Below are 23,843 nucleotides of genomic sequence, written 5' to 3' on the forward strand. Positions count from 1 at the left end.
GATGATCTAGATAATATATTTCCACGTTCTGTCTCACCTTTTCTATAAAGCATGCTTACTCTATGGATCTTAGCACTTTTGATGGTTTCATCAATCCTGGTTTTTCCGGATGATGAATATAAATGGCTAATGCCTTACCGGCTTCTGTTTCAACCACAATTGGATCTTTTTCGTGCTTGCATGTATCAGGGATAGGTAAAACAGCTCCATTTTTGACTTTCTCCGCTATTTTATCACTAATCATATATTTGGGCAAATGGGATAATGCTGCCTCAATTGGATATAAAATATCTTCGATTGTCCCATCTGTCATTTTTGCTTCAATCTCTTCAAATGTAAAACAATCTGTAAGAGAAAATGCCGCTGATTGAATTCTGCTTAAATCTGACATATGTGCAGGATAACCCAGAGCTTCCCCAATCATCACTGCAAGCGTACGTATATATGTGCCTTTACTGCATGACACTCGAAAGCGAAACGAAATTTGCTCTCCACTAAAATACTTGCGGTCATCGAGGAGATCAATAGAGTAAATGGTAACAGCTCTAGTCGGACGCTCAACCTCTATTCCTTGTCTAGCATATTCATACAGTTTTTTCCCATTGACTTTTACGGCGGAATACATAGGAGGTGTTTGTTTAATCGAGCCTGTTAGATCATTTAATACTTTTAGGATTTCACTTCTGTCAATATCGCGATCAATTACTTTTCTTTCAATTATTTCCCCGGATGCATCCTCAGTAGACGTTGAGAATCCAATTGTTACTTCTCCTTCATATGCTTTACCTGCATCCGTTATGTATTCAGCAACTTTTGTAGCTCTGCCGATACAAATCGGCAGTACTCCTGTAACATCCGGGTCGAGGGTCCCTGTATGACCTATTCTTTTCATATGCAGAATTTTTCTTAATTTAAAAACACAATCATGTGATGTCAGGCCCTTAGGCTTATAAAGAGGTATGATTCCTTCCATTATTTCAATGTCCTTTCTTTATTCTGAAAAAAATGGATAGACGAGTGTCTATCCATTTTTTAAATCATTATTGCTCATTTTCATTTTGTTCGTTTGCTTTTTCCTCATCATGAATTTGATGCAGCAAAGTATCAATTCGATGCCCATAATCAATTGATTCATCAAATTCAAACAGGATTTCAGGTGTTTTACGCAAACGAATCCGTTGTCCAATTTCAGAACGAATAAACCCTTTTGCTTTTGCAAGACCTATTAACGTATTTTCGCGTTGCTTTTCGTCACCTAAAACCGATATATAAACGGTAGCCTGCTGCAGGTCACCAGTTACATGTACATCTGTTACAGTAACAAAACCAATGCGAGGGTCTTTAATTTTACGCCCAATGATTTCACCAAGCTCTTTCTTCATTTGTTCCCCAACACGATTTGCTCTCACGCTCATCATTTCACCTCATTTATCAAAGCCATTCTATATCGGTGATGGTCCGTTCCCATTCTGGAAACGAATCAATAAACTTAAGGGCATGCTGCAATTCCACTTCCACTGCTGCACGAGCAGAAGCTACTACAGCAATAGCGATTTTACTTCGTTGCCAAGTATCTTGAAAATCTACCTCTGCAACCGACACATTAAACTTTTGCTTTAACCGTGTCATCACTCGCTGTAAAACTGCCCGTTTTTCTTTCAAGGAGTGAGCATCGTAAATAATGCATTCGAAGGCTGCTAAGCCAACTATCATTAACGTCCCACTTCTTCCATAATGTATGCTTCAATGACATCATTTTCTTTGACATCATTGAAATTTTTAATAGTGATTCCACACTCATAGCCTTGGCTTACTTCTTTTACATCATCTTTAAAGCGTTTTAGATCATCAATTTCCCCTTCAAAAATAACAACGCCATCACGAATTAAACGAATACCGCTGTCACGGGTTATTTTACCGTCTGTTACATAGCTTCCGGCAATTGTTCCCACTTTTGATACTTTAAAGGTTTGACGAATCTCAGCTTGACCAATAATTTTTTCTTCGAATTCTGGATCAAGCATCCCTTTCATGGCAGCTTCAATTTCATCTATCACTTTGTAAATGATACGGTGTAGACGAATATCCACATCTTCTTGTTCAGCAGCACGTTTTGCATTATTGTCAGGACGGACATTAAAACCAATCACAATCGCATTTGATGCAGCAGCAAGAGAAATATCTGATTCATTAATTGCTCCCACAGCCGTATGAATAATTTTAATATTAACGCCTTCTACATCGATTTTTTGTAATGAGGCAGCAAGTGCTTCGGCAGAGCCTTGAACATCTGCTTTAATAATGATGTTAAGCTCCTTCATTTCGCCCTGCTTCATATGCTCGAATAAGTTATCAAGGCTTATTCTTGTTTTTTCACTACGCTGCGCTTGCAAAGCAGATGCTGCTCTTACTTCTCCTACATGGCGGGCTGTTTTCTCATCATCAAATACAACGAATCGATCTCCTGCTTGTGGAACTTCGTTTAATCCGGTAATTTCAACTGGTGTTGATGGACCTGCTTCTTTTACTCTTCGTCCTAAATCATTCACCATCGCACGTACACGGCCAAATGTATGACCAACAACGATTGGATCTCCAACTTTTAATGTTCCGTTTTGTACTAGTAAAGTTGCAACAGATCCCCGGCCTTTATCCAATTGAGCTTCGATAACCGTTCCAACCGCTTTACGATTTGGATTTGCTTTATATTCTTCCACTTCACTTACGAGTAGAATCATTTCGAGTAAGGAATCAATTCCTTCACCTGTTTTTGCAGAGATTGGAACAAAAATAGCATCTCCACCCCATGCTTCTGGAACGAGACCATGTTCTGTTAATTCCTGCATAACCCTGTCTGGATTTGCTGTTGGTTTGTCGATTTTATTGACGGCAACAATAATTGGAACTTCAGCAGCTTTCGCATGGTTAATTGCTTCAACTGTCTGTGGCATAACTCCATCATCTGCAGCGACAACAAGAATGGTAATGTCAGTAATTTTTGCACCTCTAGCACGCATTGTTGTAAAAGCAGCATGTCCTGGTGTGTCTAAGAACGTAATCTTTTTCCCATTCTCGACGACTTGATAGGCACCGATATGCTGAGTGATTCCACCTGCTTCGCCTGCTGTTACTTTTGTATTACGAATTGAATCAAGCAAGGTAGTTTTTCCGTGGTCAACGTGACCCATGATGGTAACAACAGAAGGTCTTTCAACTTGTTCAGCTTCTGCATCATCTGTGAAGTAAACTTCAAGATCTGTTGCATCAATCTTAATCTCTTCTTCCACTTCTACCCCGTATTCACCAGCAATTAATTCAATGGCATCCTTGTCTAAATCTTGATTAATTGTTGCCATTACACCAAGCAAAAATAGCTTTTTGATGATCTCAGATGGTTCTCTATGCAATTTTTTTGCAAGCTCGGCAACAGTTAAAGATTCAGAGAATGTAATTTTAGCAGGTAGTTCCTTTTCCTTCTTCTTCTCCGGCTGTCCCTGATGCTGATATTTACCTTTGTTCTGATTGTTTTTATTTTTATTCTGATTTTGGTTATTTTTACCTTTATTCTTATTAAAGCCGCCTTTTTGATTTGCTTGTGTATTTTGACCTTGAGCAGGCTTTTTAGGTGTCGATTTTATGACATCCTTGGTCTTTACAACATGTTGATCGTCATCCATTTCAGATTGATACTGCTGCTTTGCATTTCCTTGCGACATTGTTGTCTCAGGCTTTTTGTCATCCTTTTTTTGAAAGTAACCATCCAGCTTTTTCACAGCATCATCCTCGATTGTTGTCATATGATTAGAAACCTCTATATTCATGTCTTTTAATTTTGTAATAACTTCTTTACTTGATATATTTAATTTTTTTGCGTATTCGTACACGCGCATTTTACTCATACTTTCACCCCCGCTGATATTTAATCGAGCAGCGTTATCAATTTTTTTGCAAATCCCTCATCTAATAATGCCACCACAACACGCGCATCCTTGCCAATCGCATGTCCTAATATTTCTCGGTTTTCAATGATTTTTAAAGGAACTCCGTAGGATTTACATTTATCTGTAATTTTTTTCGCTGTATTAGTAGAAGCATCGGCCGATAAAAGAATGAGCTTTGCTTTACCGCTTCTAATTTCTTTTACGGATAATTCTTCTCCTGAAATAATTTTCCGCGCTCGATTGGCTAATCCAAGCAGTGATATCCATTGATGTCCATTCATTAGGATAATCGATTCTCCTTTTCGATTAGCTGTAATAACTCATCATATATTGAGTCACCAATTGATACTTGTAAATGATTAGATAACACATTTTTCTTCTTTGCAGACAGAACGGTTTCTTTATCCAAGGAAAGGTATGCGCCACGACCTGATTTTTTCCCCGTTAAATCGACGGACACTTCCCCTTCTTTAGAACGGACGATTCGAACTAATTCTTTTTTTGGTTTCATTTCACCAGTCACGACACATTTACGTAAAGGTACTTTTTTTCGATTGTTCACCCTCATCCCTCCTTGGAATTTTTATCGTTCTTCATCAAAGTCAGTAGATTCCAAATTGAAATCATCATCTACAGCAATATCAAGTTCATTATTTAGTTCAAAATCTAAGTCTTCTTCTGCATCTTCATGATCAAATGTTAATAATGATTCCTCACGAGGGAAAATACCTGCTTCACGAGCATCACTTTCCGATTTGATGTCAATTTTCCACCCTGTCAATTTTGCAGCAAGCCGTGCATTTTGACCGCGTTTTCCAATTGCTAGTGAAAGTTGATAATCAGGCACAATAACCGTTGTTGCTTTATCTCCTTCATTAACTATTACATCAAGCACTTTGGAAGGACTTAGCGCATTTGCTACAAATACAACTGGATCGGCCGACCATTTTACAATATCAATTTTTTCGCCTTTCAGTTCATTGACAATTGCCTGGACACGAGATCCTTTGGGACCTACACAAGAGCCAACTGCATCTACTTCAGGATTATCAGAGTGAACAGAAATCTTTGAACGGTCGCCGGCTTCGCGGGCAACTGATTTAATTTCAACAGTACCATCATAGATTTCAGGTACTTCTATTTCAAATAATCTCTTTAATAAACCCGGATGGGTGCGAGAAACATAGATTTGCGGACCTTTAGTTGTTTTTTCAACCTTTGTCAAGAATACTTTAATACGATCGTGCGGCTTGTATCTCTCATTCGGCATTTGTTCATTGCTAGGCAGAATCGCTTCAATTTTTCCAAGGCTGACATAAATAAATTTAGGATCTTGTCTTTGTACAATCCCTGTCATAATATCCTCTTCACGATCGATAAATTCAGAATAGATAATTCCTCGTTCTGCTTCACGAACACGCTGCGTTACGACCTGCTTCGCTGTTTGGGCAGCAATTCGTCCAAAATCCTTTGGTGTAACCTCAAGCTCTACTACATCTTCAATTTGATAATTTGGATTTATTCGACGTGCATCTTCAAGTGAAATCTCAAGACGAGGATCAAATACTTCATCGACCACTTCTTTGCGGGCAAACACACGCATCGTCCCAGCACCTAAATTAATATCTATTCTTACATTTTGTGCCTGATTAAAATTTCGGCGATAGGCTGAAATAAGTGCTGCTTCTATCGCTTCCATAATAACATTACGAGAAATTCCTTTTTCCTTTTCAAGCAATAACAGAGCATCTAATAATTCACTGCTCATGAGAATGGTTCCCCCTTAATTTACAGTTCTTCCTTTTTAGTTAAGAAAAGCTAACAGCAAGTCTTGCTTGGGCTATCTTTTCATAAGGAATGTCCACATTTTTCTTTCTTGTCTTTATTTTGATTTCAACTGTCACAGTTATTCCATCAAATTGTGTTAATATCCCTTCAAATTGCTTTTCACCTTCGATTGGCTCATACGTTTTAATAAAAACGTTTTTCCCAATTGCATTTTCAAAATCCTTATCCTTTTTTAGGGGGCGCTCGGCTCCAGGTGATGAAACTTCAAGGAAGTAATTGTGTACAATTGGATCAACCTCGTCAAGCTTCTCACTTAACCTCTCACTAACTAATCCACATTCTTCAATATCAATGCCGGCTTCTTTATCAATATACACTCTGAGAAACCAGTCTTTTCCTTCTTTAACATATTCAATGTCAACAAGTTCAAGTCCCATATCATCCAATATTGGTGTGACTAATTGACTAACCGTTTCTGTCACTTTGCTCACGGTATCCCTCCTTTGCGCTTAAGCACCTAAAAATCAAATTCGCCCCGCCGAATTTGCGCCCGGATTTTTATCGAGCTCGCTCGATAAATTACCTTTTAAAACATCCGAGGCATCCGCCGGAGGTATAACTTCATTCATGCTTTTTTGCTTCCTCCACCTCTTATAGAAGAATAGGAATACTGCTGAATGAAGTTAAGATGAATGTAGAAAACTCCTGTATATTGCTTATGCTTTCTTCCTACTGCATGAAGAAAGCTTAGGAGCACAGGAGTTACAAAATCAACCGTATTGTTTAAACAGGGCCGTTTCAAAAAGCAATAACTCACCAGGATATGTATAGACAATACGAAAGAGTGGGTTTCCCCACTCTTAATTACCAGAGTTATCCTTAGTATTTCCAATAAAACTATACCATATCCAAATATTTAATGCAAACAATGAAATGTGGAGACGCCTTGCCCAGCTGCGACAAGCATAAGCTGCAGCTGGACAACACCGTAATGAAAGGGGGAGACTCTGTCTCCCCTTTTCCTGTCATTAGAATAATGATAATTGGTTTTGATCTGGCAGTGCTTCAAGACAGCCTTGATTCTCCAAGAATTCCATAATTGTTTTTGATACCTTTCCCCTTTGCTGAAGATCTTCTTTTGATAGAAACTCTCCTTCTTCACGTGCTTTTACGATATTATAGGCAGCGTTTGTACCTAAACCAGGAATGGCATTAAACGGAGGAATTAATGAATTGCCGTCAATAATAAACTCTGATGCACTTGAACGATATAAATCGACATTCTTAAAGGAATAACCCCGTTCACACATTTCTAGTGCGAGCTCCATCACGGTCAATAGGTTTTTCTCTTTTGTCGAAGCTTCAAGACCTTTTCCATTGATTTCGTCGATTTTTGCCTTTATTGCCGCTGAACCCTTGGCCATTGCATCAAGGTCAAAATCCTCTGCACGAACGGTAAAATAAGCAGCATAATAGAGAATTGGGTGATGCACTTTAAAGTAAGCAACACGAACACCCATTAATACATATGCGGCAGCGTGCGCCTTAGGGAACATATATTTAATCTTTTTACATGAATCAATGTACCATTCAGGTACTTCATTCTTTCGCATTTCCGCTTCCATATCATCTGTCAGGCCTTTCCCTTTCCGCACTGATTCCATGATTTTAAATGCAAGTGATGGTTCGAGACCTTGATAGATTAAATAAACCATAATATCATCACGACAGCCGATAACCTCTGGGAGTGTACAAATATTATTTTGGATTAACTCCTGTGCATTTCCTAGCCATACATCAGTACCGTGAGAAAGTCCTGATATTTGCACCAACTCTGAAAAGGTTGTTGGTTTCGTATCCTCAAGCATCTGCCTAACGAATCGAGTACCAAATTCAGGGATTCCCAATGTACCTGTTTTACACATTATTTGTTCTTCTGTTACACCTAATGATTCTGTACTACTGTATATTTTCATAACTTCCGGATCGTCTGTTGGGATTGTCTTGGGATCAATCCCGCTTAAATCCTGGAGCATTCTAATCACAGTTGGGTCATCGTGTCCGAGTATATCAAGCTTTAATACATTATCATGGATAGAATGGAAATCAAAATGAGTTGTCTTCCATTCTGAATTTCTATCATCCGCTGGAAATTGGATTGGTGAAAAATCGTAAACATCCATATAGTCCGGAATTACAATGATTCCTCCCGGATGCTGTCCGGTTGTCCGTTTAACCCCTGTACAGCCTGAAGCCAGTCTTTCAATTTCTGCCCCGCGCATCTGAAGATTATTATCATTCTGATAGGCCTTAACATAACCGAAGGCCGTTTTGTCAGCTACAGTACCGATGGTCCCTGCACGATAAACATACTCTTCCCCGAACAATACCTTTGTATAGTTATGGGCACGCGGCTGATACTCACCTGAAAAGTTTAAATCAATATCGGGCACCTTGTCCCCTTTAAAGCCCAAGAATGTTTCAAACGGAATATCTTGACCTTCTTTTTTATAGATAGTGCCGCAGTTAGGACAATCTTTATCAGGCAAATCGAAACCGGAACCGACAGAGCCGTCATTAAAGAATTCAGAGTGCTTGCACTCAGGGCAAATATAATGCGGCGGTAATGGATTTACTTCCGTAATTTCGGTCATCGTTGCAACAAGAGACGATCCTACGGAACCCCGTGAACCAACAAGATATCCATCATCCAATGACTTTTTCACTAGCTTATGAGAAATTAAATAAATAACGGCAAATCCATGTCCGATAATACTTTTCAATTCTTTTTCGAGTCTTGCTTCCACAATTTCTGGAAGCGGGTCACCATAAATCTCCTTGGCCATGCTATAGCTCATATTCCGGATTTCATCCTCGGCCCCTTCAATTTTGGGTGTATATAAATCATCCTTAATCGGTTTAATGAAGTCAATCATATCTGCAATTTTATTTGTATTTTCAACCACGATTTCTTTCGCTTTCTCCTTACCAAGAAAGGCAAATGCATCCAACATTTCATTTGTTGTTCTAAAATGAACATCTGGTAGCTTGTGACGATTTAACGGGTTGGCTCCACCCTGTGAGTTGATAAGAATTTTCCGGTAGATTTTATCATTTGGATTTAAATAGTGAACATTCCCTGTTGCCACAACCGGAATGTTTAGCTTTTCACCAAGCATAACAATATTACGGATGATTTCCTCCAACGCTTTATTGTCACGAATAAGTTCTAATTCAATTAAATGTTGATACACTTCTTTAGGATGAACTTCGAGATAATCATAGAATTCTGCAATCTTTTCAACTTCCTCTGGACCCTTTTGCATCATACCTTCAAACACTTCGCCTTTATCACAGGCAGATCCGATAATAATTCCTTCCCGGTACTTAACTAGCTGAGAGCGTGGAATTCTAGGTACCCGATAAAAATAATTAATATGGGCGATCGAAACTAATTTAAATAGATTTTTTAAGCCTATATCATTTTGCGCTAGCAATGTACAGTGGTATGGTCTTGACCTCTGGTAAGCATTTCCTTGGCCCATATTGTCATTTAATTGATCATGGTATTCAATGCCCTTTTCAGCGGTGTCTTTTAACATTTTCATTAGGATATACCCTGTTGCTTCAGCATCATAGATAGCACGGTGATGCTGTGTTAATTCAACATCCAGCTTTTTTGCCAGTGTATTTAAACGATGATTCTTCATCTCTGGGTATAAAAAACGCCCTAGCTCTAACGTATCGATAACCGGGTTAGTTGCCTTCTCTAATCCAATCTTTGTATAGCCCATATTTAAAAATCCCATATCGAAGGAGGCGTTATGGGCAACCAGCACAGCGTCCTCTGCCCATGTATAAAATCTTTTTAATACAGCTTCCACTTCCGGTGCATCCTGTAACATATCATCGGTGATATGTGTCAAATTAATAATTGTTGCGGATAGCGGACGATGCGGGTTTGCAAATGATTCGAAACGGTCAATAATTTCACCGCCTCGGACTTTCACTGCTGCAAGTTCAATGATCGTATCATACACAGCAGATAGACCCGTCGTTTCAACGTCAAATACCACATACGTATCTTCCATTAATTTACGATGGGCCGAGTTGTAAGCGATCGGTACACCGTCATCAACTAGATTTGCTTCAACACCGTAGAGAATCTTGATATCATTTTTTTTCCCAGCACTAAAAGCTTCTGGAAATGATTGTGCGACAGCATGGTCTGTAATCGCAATGGCTTTATGGCCCCATTTTTTTGCTTGACTAACTAAAGAGCTGACAGAAGAAACAGCGTCCATTTGACTCATCGGAGTATGCAAATGTAGTTCAACACGTTTTTCCCCTTCAGGCGCTGTATCTTTTCTGCTTGGAGCCTTTATTTCGTTAACATCATTTCCAATCATGACAAGGTCACGTACAAACGTATCGTTTTGGATGCTCCCGCGAACTTTTAACCACATTCCCTTTTGAACACGATTAAACAATGCCGCATCTTCTTTATCACGAGAAAACATCTTAACAAGAATTGAGCTTGTATAATCAGTAATTTTAAAGGTTAATAACGTACGCCCGCTGCGCAGCTCTTTCGTTTCAGCGGCAAATACATAGCCTTCAATGGCAATACGGCGTTCCTCATCGACTATTTCTTCGAGCTTTCTGAATTCAGCATCATCACGAATGGTTAAACCAATTGTTAAAGGTCCGCTGTCTACGATAACATCCTCTGCATGATCTTCGCGTTTCTGCATTTCAATCAGTGCTTGCATACCGCGCTCTTCATCTTCTTTTTTCTTAGCAAGTAAAAATTGTTGATATTCCTCATTTGCCTGTTCCGTAGAAATTTCTGTATCAATTGCAAATAATGGAAAACCAAACTCTTCATAAATTTGAGTAATTAAGCTGGCATACTTCCTTTTTATAGATAAACCTTCCATGTCATTCCGAACCTTAATTGTCACTTTATTTCCTTGCAATTTGGGAATTTGTTCGTTTAGCAGCTTGGAAAGCGGTGGTGAAATACCGTCTATTTCTTGAATACATTTTCTCCAATAGTCCACTACCAGTTGTTCTGTAATTTGGGGATCTAATACTTTTATTGAGTAAGAAATCTGAGCAATATATGAAAAAGTTGTTTCAAGCTTATTTAAAAAGGTGCTTAGCACATTGTATGGTAAAATTCTCTCGAATAAAAAATGAAAATGCCATTTTCTAGCCTTCTTTTCAATCACCAATTTTTCTATTTGGGCTTTCGAGAAATATGGAACAATGGCATCTTCAGTAAGGTTAAGCTGCTGTAATAAGAGCTGAAAACGCTCATTTTTTCCTGAGTCAATACTCATCTAGATATCTCTCCTCCCGTCTACTATTATTTAAGATAAATACAAACAGTATTATAGCATACTACACTCTTATTTCGATGAAATTCGACCATTCGAAATCGTGCAGAATAGTCTTAAAAAAAGAGTTAGCGCAAAGAAGGATCCGAATAAATCCTTAGACTTAGCGTTAACTCTTTTGATTATTTTTACAGAGCAGAAAGAATTTCAGTAACCTTTCCAATCAATTCATCTATATGAATTTCAAACATTTCTCCTGTTTTACGGACTTTTACTTCTACGATTCCTTCGCTTGCTTTCTTACCGACCGTTATTCGAACAGGTAAGCCAATTAAATCACTATCTGCAAACTTAACACCTGGACGTTCCTGACGATCATCCAGTAAGACATCATAGATTTGATTTAATTCACCGTACAGATTTTCAGCAAGTGCTCTTTGAGCGTCATCCTTCATATTTACAGCGACTAGATGAATCTCAAATGGTGCCACAGCAACTGGCCAGATAATACCCTTTTCATCATTAAATTGTTCGACAATAGAAGCCATTGTTCTAGAGATACCGATTCCGTAACATCCCATGATAAATGGTTGTGTTTTACCATTCTCATCTAAATAGACGGCATTCATCGCTTCACTGTATTTTGTGCCCAATTTAAATACATGACCCACTTCAATCCCTTTTGCAAATACGATCTGTCCTTCACCATCTGGTGACAGATCTCCTTCTTGAATAAATCGCACGTCTTCAAAACGAGTAACAGAGAAGTCACGTTCCGGATTCACATTTACATAGTGGTAGTCCTCTTCGTTTGCTCCGCATACACCATTTACAATGGCCTTGACGGCATGATCAGCAATAATTTCTACTCCCTTTGCATTTACCGGACCAAGTGAACCGATGGAGCATCCAAGAACTTTAATCGTTTCCTCCGGCTCGGCTAATTCTACGATGTCAGCATCATATATATTTTTCAACTTAATATCATTGACTTCATGGTCACCTCGAACAAGAACCAGAACAAACCGATCATCTACCTTAAATAATAATGATTTTATGCATTTCTCTGCAGTAACATTTAAAAAGGCTGATACTTCTGTAATTGTTTTTTGATTTTCGGTTAATACCTTTTTCAATTCCTGCTCTTCCTCATTGCTTCTTTCATATGGAGTTACAACAGGGGCCATTTCAATATTTGCTGCATATGAGGAGGTATCTGAATAGGCAATTGTATCTTCACCGATATCTGATAATACCATAAACTCATGTGTGCCTTTACCTCCTATTGAGCCTGCATCCGCAATAACTGCACGAAAATTTAGACCGCAGCGTGTAAAAATATTGGAATAAGCATTAAAAATTTGAGTATACACTTCATCTAGACTTTCTCGAGAAGAATGAAAAGAATACGCATCCTTCATAATAAACTCTCTACCTCTTAACAAGCCAAAACGAGGTCTCTTTTCATCACGAAACTTTGTTTGAATTTGATATAAAGAAAGCGGCAGTCGTTTATATGATTTTACCTCATCTTTTACGATACTAGTGATTACCTCTTCATGCGTTGGTCCTAAAGCAAATTCCCGGTTATGACGGTCACGTAATCTCATTAATTCCGGACCATATGTATACCATCTACCTGATTCCTGCCAAAGCTCTGCTTGCTGCATTGTCGGCATTAATAATTCAACAGCTCCCGTTGCGTCCATTTCTTCACGGACAATTTGTTCCACCTTTTGAATAACACGTGTTGCTAAAGGTAAGTAACTATAGACACCACTTGCATTTTGGCGGATAAAACCTGCGCGTAATAATAGCTGGTGGCTCTTAATTTCAGCATCTGCTGGGACTTCTCTTAGAGTTGGAATAAGCATCATACTTTGTTTCATCATTTGCACCTCGGATAAGATTAATATGGATAGAATAAGTTTCTTTGTAAGTACCTTATCCTATTATCATTCGTAAATACAAGTGGAGGGCCAATGATTTCGACCCCCACCATCAAGTCCTTTTTTACAAGAAGAACCGTTGTATATCATTCCATGTTACAACCAACATGAGAAGCATGAGCAAGGCAAAACCTAGAAAATGAATCATCCCTTCCTTCTGACGGTCGATTGGTTTACCTCGAACAGCTTCGACTGCGAAGAACAACAATCTTCCTCCATCTAATGCAGGTATTGGAAGAAGATTCATGATTCCAAGATTAATACTTAACATGCCTGCCCATCTCATTAAATAATAAATTCCTGACTGAGCTACCATATCTGTTGATTGATAGATTCCAACTGGACCTGACAATGCATCGATGGAAAATTGACCAGTTAACAGTTTACCAAGTGCCGAGAATATTTCAGTCGTCCAAAAGTAGGTTTCAGTTGCTCCATACGTAATCGCTTTTAGCGGTGATTTTTCAACTGGACTGAATACACCTATTATTCCAACGCTTGTACCGTCTTCTGCTTTTTGCGTTTTTGGTGTTACAGGGATTTCTAGTTCATTTCCGTCCCGTTTAATTAAAAAGGTTAATTCTTTCTCAGGACTTTTCCGGATGACTTCTACTACGTCAGACCAGTTTGATATTTCAACACCATCTATGGACTGAACAACATCGCCTTCTTTCATACCTGCAGAAAGTGCTGCGCCATCCTCTGTCAGCTTACCAAGCATTGGATCGTTTGAAGGTATACCCTGTAATAAGGCAATCAACACGAAGATAACAAAGGCTAAAACGAAATTCATCATCGGGCCAGCAAAAATAGCCATTGTTCGTTGTCCTAGTGTTTTGGAAGCAAATTGACGATTATACGGGGCAATTTGAGATTCTACACCATCTTCAACAATAACAGCATTAGGAAGAATGCTGTATTTTCTCATTACTTCATCATCTTCACCTTCAAGAAAACCTTTTACAAACAGCTCATGCTCGATATCTGCATATTCAACTTCCATAATAATGGCATTAGGAAACTTATCCTTATTATTTAAGATTATTTTTTGTACGTTATCTTCGTTATTCAATACGAGGCCTACTCGATAACCCGGTTTAATTTCAACTACTTCCGGATCTTCACCGGCCATTCTGACAAAACCGCCAATTGGCAGTAAACGAATCGTATAGACGGTTTCATTCTTTTTAAAGGAAAAAACCTTTGGTCCAAAACCAATTGCAAACTCACGACATAGGATACCCGCTCTTTTAGCAAAGACTAAGTGACCTAACTCATGAAAGAATACAAGTGCCCCAAATATAACGATGAAGGCTATTACTGTAGTCAATGTATAACCACCTTTATTTAAAGATAGAGTGTAGAAATGAACGATACTAATCAAAGATCTTTCTCTTATTGTTGCAGAGAATGAACGAAATTCCTTGTTTCACGGTCAATTTCCTCTATTTCCGACAAACTCGGATTCATAATCATGCTGTGACGTTCTAATGCTTGTTCAACTAAATCCTCAATTTGTAAAAAAGTGATTGTTCCCTTTAAAAATTCAGCAACTGCTGTCTCATTTGCAGCATTTAAGACTGTTGGGAATGACCCCCCTGCCTTTCCAGCTTCATAAGCTAATTTTAAACAGCGAAAACGCTCCATATCCATTTCTTGAAAATTCAGCTTTCCGATTTTAGCCAGATTTAATCTCTGTGGAGCAAAAAGCGGGATGCGATCCGGATATGATAATGCATATTGAATAGGAACTCTCATATCAGGACTGCCTAGCTGGGCTATGACACTGCTGTCATGGAACTCAACCATGGAATGAATAACACTTTCCTTGTGAAGCAATACATCAATTTTTTCATACGGGAGATCAAAAAGCCAATGTGCCTCAATAACCTCCAAACCCTTATTCATCATCGTCGCTGAGTCAATTGTAATTTTTGCTCCCATTGCCCAATTAGGATGGTTTAATGCTTCTTCCACTGTTACATTTTGCAGTTCTTCTCTCGTTCGATCTCTAAAGCTGCCGCCGGAGGCTGTTAAAATGATTCTTTCAATAGTCTTTTGGTTTTCTCCTTGCAATGCCTGAAAAATCGCTGAATGTTCACTATCAACCGGTAGAATATCGACACCCTGTCTTTTCGCTGCACTCATAACAAGATGTCCAGCTGTTACAAGTGTTTCTTTATTTGCAAGAGCTATTGTCTTCTTAGCTTCAATCGCATGTAAGGTCGGCTGCAGACCTACACTCCCCATAACCCCATTAACCAGTATATCTGCTTTTTCATAGACTGCTACCTCTGTTAAACCATTTTCACCGTATGTAAAGGAAACATGGGGGAACTCCGACTGAAGTAATTCTGCATCCTCTTTATTCAAGGTTGAAACAAGCTCAGGTGATAAATCAGCAATAATTTTCCGGGCTAATGAGATATTTTTCCCTACTGCCATGGCTGCTAATGAAAATTCATCCCTATGGTTCAATAATATATCTACTGTCTGTGTACCAATTGAACCGGTTGCCCCTAATAAACTGATCTTTTTCATGAAAAACACTCCTAATCCTCAGACAAAACCTTACTTTTTTTAAGATATTAACGAAAATCAATTTACATTCCAAAGTATCGGTTAATCTTATAATAAATGTAAAAAGTGTAGTAAAGGCCAAACAAAAAGAAGACTGTCAAATCTATCTAAAATTCCACCATGCCCAGGTAGGATTGTACCTGAATCCTTTACTTGATAATGACGCTTTAATGCTGATTCAACAAGATCACCAATTTGTCCAAAAACAGAAAGAAAAATAGTCACGAAGGCGAGTAATATGACCGAGGTGTCCATTTGAGAAAATAGACCAAATGGAATACTAACGATAACAGCGCTAACGATACCTCCGATGAACCCCTCAACCGTTTTGTTCGGACTTATATCAGGCCAAAGTTTCCGTTTACCCATTGCACGTCCGGTAAAATAAGCCCCTGAGTCCGTCGCCCAGATGATAAATAACGAATAGAAAATGTACGATAAACCTGCTTCTCTTGTCTCAATGAAATAATAAAACCCCATTCCAACATACAGAATTGACATAATCGAGAAAGCGACATCATCATAAGTAAAACGATTCTTTGTCAATACCGTATAGGCAAATAAGAGAAGGACGGCAATTAATATGATTTCAATTTTTGTTATCTGGATACGCTCTAACAAATCCAGGTATTTTGTTGGAAGGAGAAATATCCATAATGTAAATAACGTTATGATACCTGAAAAAGAAAATAAATTCAGTTTCCTCATTTTTAATAATTCATACATGGCAATCGATGCGAATAAATACGCAAGGATGACAAATGGAATTCCACCCATTAACGTCAGGGAAATGAGGATTGCCCCGAAAATGACGGCTGTAATGATTCTTTGCTTCATCTATATGTCAACACCTTTGTTAGACTCCACCAAACCGACGTTGGCGCCTCTGAAATGTTTCAATTGCTTCAATTAAATGAACCTCTGCGAAATCCGGCCATAAAACATCTGTAAACCAAAACTCAGTATAGGCAAGCTGCCATAACATGAAATTGCTAAGCCTAATTTCACCACTTGTACGTATCAATAAGTCTGGATCTGTCAATCCACTTGTCATCAAATGATTTGAAAAGACTTCCTCATTAATTTCCTGTTCGTTCAGTGTACCATTCTTATAGTCGTTTATTATACTTTTAACCCCTGCAATGATTTCGGATCTGCTTCCATAGTTTAGAGCAAAATTCAAAATTAAACCAGTGTTATCTTTTGTGTCCCTTACTGCCTTTTCTACTGCATTATACGTATGGGATGGAAGCTCCTCTTTGCTTCCGATTATTTCCACCTTAACATTTTCTTCAATTAATTCAGGGAGAAATGTACCGAGAAACTCCTCCGGCAGCTTCATTAAGTATTCAACTTCTGTTTTCGGCCGTTTCCAATTCTCTGTTGAAAAAGCATACAATGTAAGTGTTTTAACCCCTAATTGATTAGCCATTTTCGTAACCTTTCGAACAACCTTCATTCCTTCATGATGTCCGGCTATTCTTGGTAAGGCTCTTTTTTTCGCCCAGCGGCCGTTTCCGTCCATAATAATTGCAATGTGCTCTGGAATAGGCTGTTGTTGCACTTTCTCTATTCGTTCTCGGAGATTGGAAGAAATCTTTGTCTTCTTCCAAATTTTTAATTTACTAAACATGTATAGCTCCTCCAAAAGGTTAATCTCACCCTCCGACAAAAGATGAATCCCCTATTAGTTCAAGGCATACGATTCTACCTTGTTCTATCATACCAAAAATATTCTTTGATAGCTCGATAATCAGGAATCACATCAGCAAAAAAAAATTTTATCCAATTCAGCTCAGTATTCTTACTGTTACCTTTCCATGAGTAAAAAAACCCCCTAATCGATAGAGGGTCCTTTCATTTTCTAAAAATAAAGAATAAAACAAGAAGGTTATACTTCTAGGATTTCTTTTTCCTTTTCTTTCGTCATCGAATCTATTTTGCTGATATTTTCATCGGTCACTTTTTGAATATCGTCTGAATATCCGCGAAGATCATCCTCTGTAATGTCCCCAGCCTTTTCACGCTTTTTCAAGTCATCATTCGCATCACGACGGATATTACGTATCGCAACTTTCGCTTCTTCAGCTTCCTTCTTCACTACTTTTACAAGCTCTTTACGGCGTTCTTCTGTTAAAGCCGGTATCGCAATTCGAATAATACTTCCATCATTTGTTGGGTTTAAACCTAAATCAGACTTTAAAATTGCTCTCTCGATTTCACCAAGGATTGTTTTATCATATGGTTGAATAACTAAGAGACGTGCTTCAGGAACAGAAATACCAGCTAATTGATTGACAGGAGTAGGAGCACCATAGTAATCCACTGTAATGCGGTCTAATAATGATGCATTTGCTCTGCCTGCTCGAATACTAGCCAGCTCACGAGAATATGCCTGAATTGCTTTTGTCATTTTTTCTTTAGCACTCGTAATAATTTGTGTTGGCATAATTATTTCCCCCTAACAATTGTTCCAATTTTTTCGCCCATAACTGCACGTTTGATATTTCCATTCTCCATAATTGAAAATACAATTAACGGAATGTCATTGTCCATACATAAGGAAGAAGCTGTTGAATCCATTACTGCCAATCCTTCTTTAATAACATCCAAATAGGATAATTCATCATATTTTTTTGCATTTTTATTAACGCGAGGATCAGCTGAATAAACACCATCAACGTTATTCTTTGCCATTAGAATAACTTCTGCCTCAATCTCTGCAGCTCTTAATGCAGCTGTTGTATCTGTTGAGAAATAAGGGTTCCCAGTTCCGGCAGCAAAGATAACAACACGTTTTTTCTCTAAATGACGAATGGCTCTTCTACGAATATACGGCTCAGCAACCTGCCGCATTTCAATTGATGTTTGAACACGAGTTTCGCAGCCTGCATGTTCAAGACTATCCTGAAGGGCTAACGAATTCATGACAGTAGCTAACATACCCATATAGTCAGCCGTCGCTCTGTCCATTCCCATTTCTTCACCAATTTTTCCACGCCAAATGTTACCGCCGCCTACTACAACTGCCACCTCGACGCCTAAATCAGCCAGTTCCTTCACCTGTGCAGCAACCGATTTGATTACAGCCGGATAAATTCCAAATCCTTTTTCTCCAGCTAATGCCTCTCCACTTAATTTTAAGACAACGCGTTTATACTTTGGTTTGGTCATAAAAACCTCCATATGTATTATACTATTTATTTACCTGCTTTAAAAACAGGGAACACATTGTGTTCCCTGAAAAAGTTCGTATTTATTATGCGCAAAAATTATTTTTTCATTTGGTTCATAACTTCTTCAGCGAAGTTTTCTGAACGCTTTTCAAGACCTTCTCCAACTTCGTAACGAACAAATTCGCGAACCTTTCCACCTTTAGATTCAACAAATTGACGTACTTTTTGGTCTGGATTCTTAACAAATGCTTGATCAAGCAGACATACATCTTCAAAATATTTTCCTAAACGGCCTTCAACCATTTTAGCAACGATATTTTCCGGCTTGCCTTCGTTCATTGCTTGTTGAGTTAATACTTGGCGCTCATGCTCAACTTCTTCAGCTGAAACTTCATCACGTGAAACAAACTTAGGGTTTAGTGCTGCAACATGCATTGACACATCTTTAGCAGCATCTGCATCTGTAGTTCCTTCTAACACTGTAAGAACACCAATGCGTCCACCCATATGCAAGTATGCGCCAAATGCGTCATTATCAGTTTTTGTTTTGATTTCAAAACGACGAAGGTTCATATTTTCACCAATCTTAGAGATGGCAGCATTAATATGAGCTTCTACAGTTGCACCGTTATCCAATGTTGAAGCAAGTGCTTCTTCAAGAGATGCTGGCTTCGCTTTAAGTAATTGCTCACCTAATTCTTTTACAAGCGTTAAGAACGCTTCATTTTTTGCAACGAAATCTGTTTCAGCATTTACTTCTAAAATAACAGCATCGTTTCCTTCTACAACTACAGAAGTGATACCTTCAGCAGCAACACGATCCGCTTTTTTAGCAGCAGAAGCAATTCCTTTTTCACGTAGGAAATCAATTGCTTTTTCCATATCTCCATCAGTTTGTTGAAGTGCTTTTTTACAATCCATCATACCTGCACCAGTTTTTTCACGAAGTTCTTTAACCATTTGTGCTGTAATAGCCATTATGTGTTTCCTCCTTAAAATTATATGTATTTAGTTCAGTTCATCACTTTTTTACAAAAAAGGTGATAAAGGGAGTTTCCCTCTTATCACCTTTCCCTGTACGGTCTAGCCTATTCTTTACAATTAGAGAATATCTTAAACGCACTTTAAGCAATTACAATTAAGCGTTTGTTTCAACTACTTCTGTTTCTTCCCCTTGCTTCGCTTCTAAAATAGCATCTGCCATTTTACCTGTTAATAATTTAACAGCACGAATTGCATCATCGTTTGCTGGGATCACAACATCGATTTCATCTGGATCACAGTTGGTATCAACCATACCTACGATAGGAATATTTAATTTATGTGCTTCTGCAACAGCGATACGCTCTTTACGAGGATCGATAATAAATAATGCATCAGGAAGTTGTTTCATATCTTTAATTCCGCCTAAGAATTTCTCAAGACGTTCTTGTTGTTTTCTCAATTGAACTACTTCTTTCTTAGGAAGCACTTCAAAAGTACCATCTTCAGCCATTCTCTCGATTTCTTTCAAACGAGAAATACGCTTTTGAATCGTTTCAAAGTTAGTCAATGTTCCACCTAACCAACGTTGATTTACATAGTACATACCAGAACGAATTGCTTCTTCTTTAACAGAATCTTGAGCCTGTTTTTTTGTACCAACGAATAGAACAGTACCACCGTTAGCAGCTAATTCTTTTACCCATTTGTAAGCTTCTTCAACCTTTTTAACTGTTTTTTGAAGGTCGATGATATAGATGCCGTTACGCTCCGTGAAAATATACTTCTTCATTTTTGGGTTCCAACGACGTGTTTGGTGTCCGAAATGTACACCTGCTTCAAGTAATTGCTTCATTGAAATAACTGACATGATGTTTCCTCCTAATGGTTTTTATTTTCCTCCGCCCATTTCATCTCTATATGAAAACTGTCGAAACAGCACCATTCATGTAGATCCGTGAGCGTGTGTATTAACACCGTTTTATAATATAACATATGTATTGATGACATTCAAGCTATTCTTCGTGTTTTTCATGATTTTCATGAAATTTAAGTAATAAAGCAATTTCTGACTTCCCTTTATTAAGCCGCTTTGCCATCTCTTCTACTGTAAAACCCTGCTGCTTCATGATGAGAACTTGAAATAATAATGATTCTTTCAATAGTTCGTTATTTCGGCGTTCAATTAATTTTTCATTCGTTTGCGGAACCTGATTCAGAACCTCTTGTGGTGGCATGTCAGCATGAAAGCTAATAGGCTCCGGCACTGACTCGCTTTCTGATTGGTTTTTCTTTTGCCTTTGATAAGCCCTGACAGCCTGAAGGTTAACAGTGCTCTCTAGTCGTGATGCAAGATCATGCTTTTCTATCTTAGATACAGTAGGCTCGGCCTTTCTATCAGGTTCTTTCATCGTAATCGTTTCGCTTGTTGGGACCTTATAGGTTGAAAGCTGCTCTTCATTCATTTCCTTTACTCGTTCGATAAAACGCTCATTTTCATCCTTCATTTCTAAAAGATATGATGACATTAATTCTTCCATATCTTTTACCGTTTTTTTCTGATTTTCTTCAACCTGCATCAATTTATTTTGTCTTAAAAATAAGATAACGATACCCAAAATAGCAATAATATTTAATACAAAGCTAATTATAATAAAAAAAACGGTCATATGATCCCTCTATCCACTATAATCAATAAACGTTCCTTTATATGGATGCTGCTTTTTCTGCTGTACATCCGTTCTTTTTGTTTTCTTCTCTCTATTCTTCTGTTCATGAGACTGTTTTTCACGATCCTTCAGAAATTTAGAACGATCTAGATGTTCGTTTTTGGTAACCCTGTTTGTCTTGCGTTCAACATCCTTTTGCAGCGCTTCATTTGCATGTTCCACTATATTCTGCCCTCGTTGCTGCAGCTGTTCCTGTATTTTCCCGGCATCCAGTGTTCTTGGAATGGCTATCTGCATTTCGACAGATTTTAGACTCATCCTTTGCACGCCCTTTTAGACAATCACATTCCCTTTTCTAATGATTGCCTTAGTTTATAAATACATTTAGAGTGAATTTGCGAGATCCTTGATGTCGATAACCCCAATACCTGTCCAATTTCAGTTAATGTTAATTCATCTTTATAAAATAAGCTGATTACCAGCTGTTCTTTCTCATTAAACGTAGAAATGATAGCTGCTATTTCATCTATTGCTTCATTTTTCAACAGCGTTTCTTCTGGATTTTCTCCTCTTTCATCTTTTATTATAAACGATGCAATGCTTTTATCGTCAGTTTCATCTGGCTGTTCATCAATTGATAACACATTAGCAAAGAATTGTTCATTCATGGTTGCATAAACTTCTTCTATCGGAATATTTAGTTCTTTTGCAATTTCTTCTTCTGTTACGCGCCGTAAATACTTTTGTTCAAGTCTTTCAATCACAGCATCCAATTTCTTTGCTTTTTCCCTTGTACTTCTAGTTAACCAATCTTCTTTTCTCAGCCCATCTAAGATTGCACCGCGAACACGAAATGAAGCGTACGTATCGAACTTCAAATCCCTAGTTGGATCAAACTTCTCAAGTGCATCATACAAGCCAAGCATCCCTAAACTAGTAAGGTCATCTCTCGAAACGGATTTAGGGAGAGAAACAGAAACTCGCTGTACATGATAACTAACAAGTGATAAATACTTTCTGATAAGAACATTTCCTGCTTCTTTATCACGTGAGGTTACCCATTTATCCCAGTATAGCTGTTCATCCGGTGTTGTTACATGTACCATGTCATTCCTCCTTCTCTTAAAAAAACATTTTCTATTATGCATGTTTCGATTTCATATATGACCAGCCTGATTGAATAAGCTGCATTCATCCTTATGTTTTTCTAAAAAAACCTCTCTCATTCGCTGAGAGAGGGAGACGATTCCAGAAATGATACAGCATGCTTAGCAAAATGTTCCACAAATCTATAAATATGTAATTCCTTTGTTAACGGTTTTTATCGCTAGGATACTTGTTTTTGGGTCGAACTCAATCGTACGGCCGCTACTACCTCCTACGTCTTCTCCAACAATCTCAATACGCAAGGAAAGTAAATGTTTTTTTACTGCTTCAACATTTCTTGGTCCTATTCTCATCAATTCACTCCCAGAGGTAAACTGAAACATTTGCGCACCACCGGCAATTTTAGCTTTTAGTGCTGTTTTTCTTGCACCCTGTTTAACTAAACGTGAAACAAGATCATAAACAGCAGTATCAGCATATTTAGCAGCAGATAGAGACCCATTCTTGGCGAGTGAAGAATCCGGTAGCATAATATGTGCTAACCCAGCAATTTGTTGTAATTGATCAAATACAACAACTCCAACACAAGATCCAAGTCCTGATGTACGGATCACATACGGAGCCTTCACTATATTCATATCTGCAATCCCAACTCTGACGATTTGTTGATCATTCATCTAAGGTAACCCCAAGTGCTTGAAAAATGATTTCAAACGAATGTGGATCAGGTAATAGAAAAAAATGACCGTCAACTTGTTCAACCGTTTCAACATTCGTTTCGTTTAATGCCGTATCAATAACTATCACATAATCGCTAAACTGGGACAGCTCGATAAATCCATAACTGATTATTGCACCAACCATATCAATACTTGTCGCTGGGACAGAAGGATATAAATGTAATCTAGTGAAATCAGATAAAGAAGTTAAATAGGAGCCTGCCAGAATATTTCCTAATTCTTTTAGTGCTGATAAAGCCAGATCATCGTATGAGAGTGTTTCAAACGATACATTTTCTCCTGTCATTTGTTGAATATACTTATTTGTTTGTTCTAAAGGAAGAACAAAAAACATGTGACTTGGAGCGTCCCCCTCTATACGCAAATAGACACTGGCCACAACGTTTTCCGCTCCACCAGCCATTTCGATCATTTCATCAAAAGTGACAATCCTAACATTGGGTACACGCATTTCTATCTTTTTATTCAGAATGATAGAAAGTGCTGTTGCTGCATGTCCTGCACCAATGTTTCCAATCTCTTTTAATATATCAAGATGGGTCGATGAAATTTTATCAATAAAATTCATA

At 38.1% G+C, this 23,843-nt stretch carries 23 protein-coding genes; all 23 read right to left on the minus strand.

What is annotated here, in order from left to right:
- Window positions 1–55: 55 nt before the first annotated feature.
- The 23 genes from truB to ACHUFV_RS05050 all read right to left on the minus strand — a co-directional run bounded on the left by truB (window position 56) and on the right by ACHUFV_RS05050 (window position 23,842).
- Window positions 56–973, minus strand: a complete 918-nt coding sequence (gene truB, locus ACHUFV_RS04940; protein WP_394232486.1) for a tRNA pseudouridine(55) synthase TruB — start codon at window positions 971–973, stop codon at window positions 56–58.
- A gap of 67 nt (window positions 974–1,040) precedes the next feature.
- A complete protein-coding gene (rbfA, locus tag ACHUFV_RS04945) occupies window positions 1,041–1,415 on the minus strand; it encodes a 30S ribosome-binding factor RbfA (protein WP_394232487.1) in 375 nt (124 codons plus the stop codon).
- A gap of 16 nt (window positions 1,416–1,431) precedes the next feature.
- Window positions 1,432–1,713, minus strand: a complete 282-nt coding sequence (locus tag ACHUFV_RS04950; protein WP_394232488.1) for a DUF503 domain-containing protein — start codon at window positions 1,711–1,713, stop codon at window positions 1,432–1,434.
- The gene (gene infB / locus ACHUFV_RS04955; RefSeq protein ID WP_394232489.1) at window positions 1,713–3,899 is read right to left on the minus strand and encodes a translation initiation factor IF-2; all 2,187 of its coding nucleotides are present in this window, start codon (window positions 3,897–3,899) and stop codon (window positions 1,713–1,715) included. Before infB ends, ACHUFV_RS04950 begins: the two co-directional genes overlap by 1 nt.
- A gap of 20 nt (window positions 3,900–3,919) precedes the next feature.
- Window positions 3,920–4,222: a YlxQ family RNA-binding protein gene (locus ACHUFV_RS04960; RefSeq protein WP_394232490.1), complete on the minus strand. Its 303-nt coding sequence runs from the start codon at window positions 4,220–4,222 to the stop codon at window positions 3,920–3,922.
- Entirely contained in the window at window positions 4,222–4,503 is a 282-nt protein-coding gene (gene rnpM / locus ACHUFV_RS04965; RefSeq protein WP_394232491.1) for an RNase P modulator RnpM, read from the minus strand. The genes ACHUFV_RS04960 and rnpM overlap by 1 nt, the downstream gene beginning before the upstream one ends.
- Window positions 4,504–4,524: 21 nt before the next feature.
- On the minus strand, window positions 4,525–5,709 hold the full coding sequence (gene nusA / locus ACHUFV_RS04970) for a transcription termination factor NusA (protein WP_394232492.1): 1,185 nt from the start codon (window positions 5,707–5,709) through the stop codon (window positions 4,525–4,527).
- Window positions 5,710–5,749: 40 nt separating this feature from the next.
- Window positions 5,750–6,220 carry a ribosome maturation factor RimP gene (rimP, locus tag ACHUFV_RS04975; RefSeq protein WP_394232493.1) on the minus strand — a complete coding sequence of 157 codons (471 nt, stop codon included), beginning with the start codon at window positions 6,218–6,220 and terminating at the stop codon, window positions 5,750–5,752.
- Between the two features lie 537 nt (window positions 6,221–6,757).
- Window positions 6,758–11,074, minus strand: coding sequence for a PolC-type DNA polymerase III (locus ACHUFV_RS04980; RefSeq protein ID WP_394232494.1), 4,317 nt, complete (start codon window positions 11,072–11,074; stop codon window positions 6,758–6,760).
- A 185-nt stretch (window positions 11,075–11,259) separates the two neighbouring features.
- Window positions 11,260–12,960 (minus strand): proline--tRNA ligase, encoded by a 1,701-nt coding sequence (locus ACHUFV_RS04985; protein ID WP_394232495.1) that lies wholly within the window; start codon window positions 12,958–12,960, stop codon window positions 11,260–11,262.
- A 124-nt stretch (window positions 12,961–13,084) separates the two neighbouring features.
- A complete protein-coding gene (gene rseP, locus ACHUFV_RS04990) occupies window positions 13,085–14,350 on the minus strand; it encodes an RIP metalloprotease RseP (RefSeq protein WP_394232496.1) in 1,266 nt (421 codons plus the stop codon).
- Window positions 14,351–14,415: 65 nt separating this feature from the next.
- Complete coding sequence (dxr, locus tag ACHUFV_RS04995) at window positions 14,416–15,561, minus strand: 1-deoxy-D-xylulose-5-phosphate reductoisomerase (protein ID WP_394232497.1); 1,146 nt, start codon at window positions 15,559–15,561, stop codon at window positions 14,416–14,418.
- A gap of 87 nt (window positions 15,562–15,648) precedes the next feature.
- Window positions 15,649–16,437, minus strand: a complete 789-nt coding sequence (locus ACHUFV_RS05000) for a phosphatidate cytidylyltransferase (RefSeq protein ID WP_394232498.1) — start codon at window positions 16,435–16,437, stop codon at window positions 15,649–15,651.
- Window positions 16,438–16,456: 19 nt separating this feature from the next.
- Window positions 16,457–17,233, minus strand: a complete 777-nt coding sequence (locus ACHUFV_RS05005; protein ID WP_394232499.1) for an isoprenyl transferase — start codon at window positions 17,231–17,233, stop codon at window positions 16,457–16,459.
- A 258-nt stretch (window positions 17,234–17,491) separates the two neighbouring features.
- Window positions 17,492–18,049 (minus strand): ribosome recycling factor, encoded by a 558-nt coding sequence (gene frr / locus ACHUFV_RS05010; protein ID WP_394232500.1) that lies wholly within the window; start codon window positions 18,047–18,049, stop codon window positions 17,492–17,494.
- A gap of 2 nt (window positions 18,050–18,051) precedes the next feature.
- Window positions 18,052–18,774: a UMP kinase gene (pyrH, locus tag ACHUFV_RS05015; protein ID WP_394232501.1), complete on the minus strand. Its 723-nt coding sequence runs from the start codon at window positions 18,772–18,774 to the stop codon at window positions 18,052–18,054.
- A 98-nt stretch (window positions 18,775–18,872) separates the two neighbouring features.
- On the minus strand, window positions 18,873–19,754 hold the full coding sequence (gene tsf / locus ACHUFV_RS05020) for a translation elongation factor Ts (protein WP_394232502.1): 882 nt from the start codon (window positions 19,752–19,754) through the stop codon (window positions 18,873–18,875).
- A 160-nt stretch (window positions 19,755–19,914) separates the two neighbouring features.
- Window positions 19,915–20,628 carry a 30S ribosomal protein S2 gene (gene rpsB / locus ACHUFV_RS05025; protein WP_394232503.1) on the minus strand — a complete coding sequence of 238 codons (714 nt, stop codon included), beginning with the start codon at window positions 20,626–20,628 and terminating at the stop codon, window positions 19,915–19,917.
- Window positions 20,629–20,773: 145 nt separating this feature from the next.
- Window positions 20,774–21,427, minus strand: a complete 654-nt coding sequence (locus tag ACHUFV_RS05030; protein WP_394232504.1) for a hypothetical protein — start codon at window positions 21,425–21,427, stop codon at window positions 20,774–20,776.
- A 9-nt stretch (window positions 21,428–21,436) separates the two neighbouring features.
- Window positions 21,437–21,745, minus strand: coding sequence for a hypothetical protein (locus ACHUFV_RS05035; protein WP_394232505.1), 309 nt, complete (start codon window positions 21,743–21,745; stop codon window positions 21,437–21,439).
- Between the two features lie 23 nt (window positions 21,746–21,768).
- On the minus strand, window positions 21,769–22,533 hold the full coding sequence (locus ACHUFV_RS05040) for a FliA/WhiG family RNA polymerase sigma factor (protein ID WP_394232506.1): 765 nt from the start codon (window positions 22,531–22,533) through the stop codon (window positions 21,769–21,771).
- Window positions 22,534–22,716: 183 nt separating this feature from the next.
- Window positions 22,717–23,211, minus strand: a complete 495-nt coding sequence (locus ACHUFV_RS05045; protein WP_394232507.1) for a chemotaxis protein CheD — start codon at window positions 23,209–23,211, stop codon at window positions 22,717–22,719.
- Window positions 23,204–23,842, minus strand: coding sequence for a chemotaxis protein CheC (locus tag ACHUFV_RS05050; protein ID WP_394232508.1), 639 nt, complete (start codon window positions 23,840–23,842; stop codon window positions 23,204–23,206). The genes ACHUFV_RS05045 and ACHUFV_RS05050 overlap by 8 nt, the downstream gene beginning before the upstream one ends.
- Window position 23,843 lies beyond the last annotated feature (1 nt).

Origin of the sequence: Niallia oryzisoli, from assembly GCF_043641075.1 — a bacterium.
Classification (GTDB): Bacteria; Bacillota; Bacilli; order Bacillales; family Cytobacillaceae; genus Bacillus_BD; species Bacillus_BD oryzisoli_A.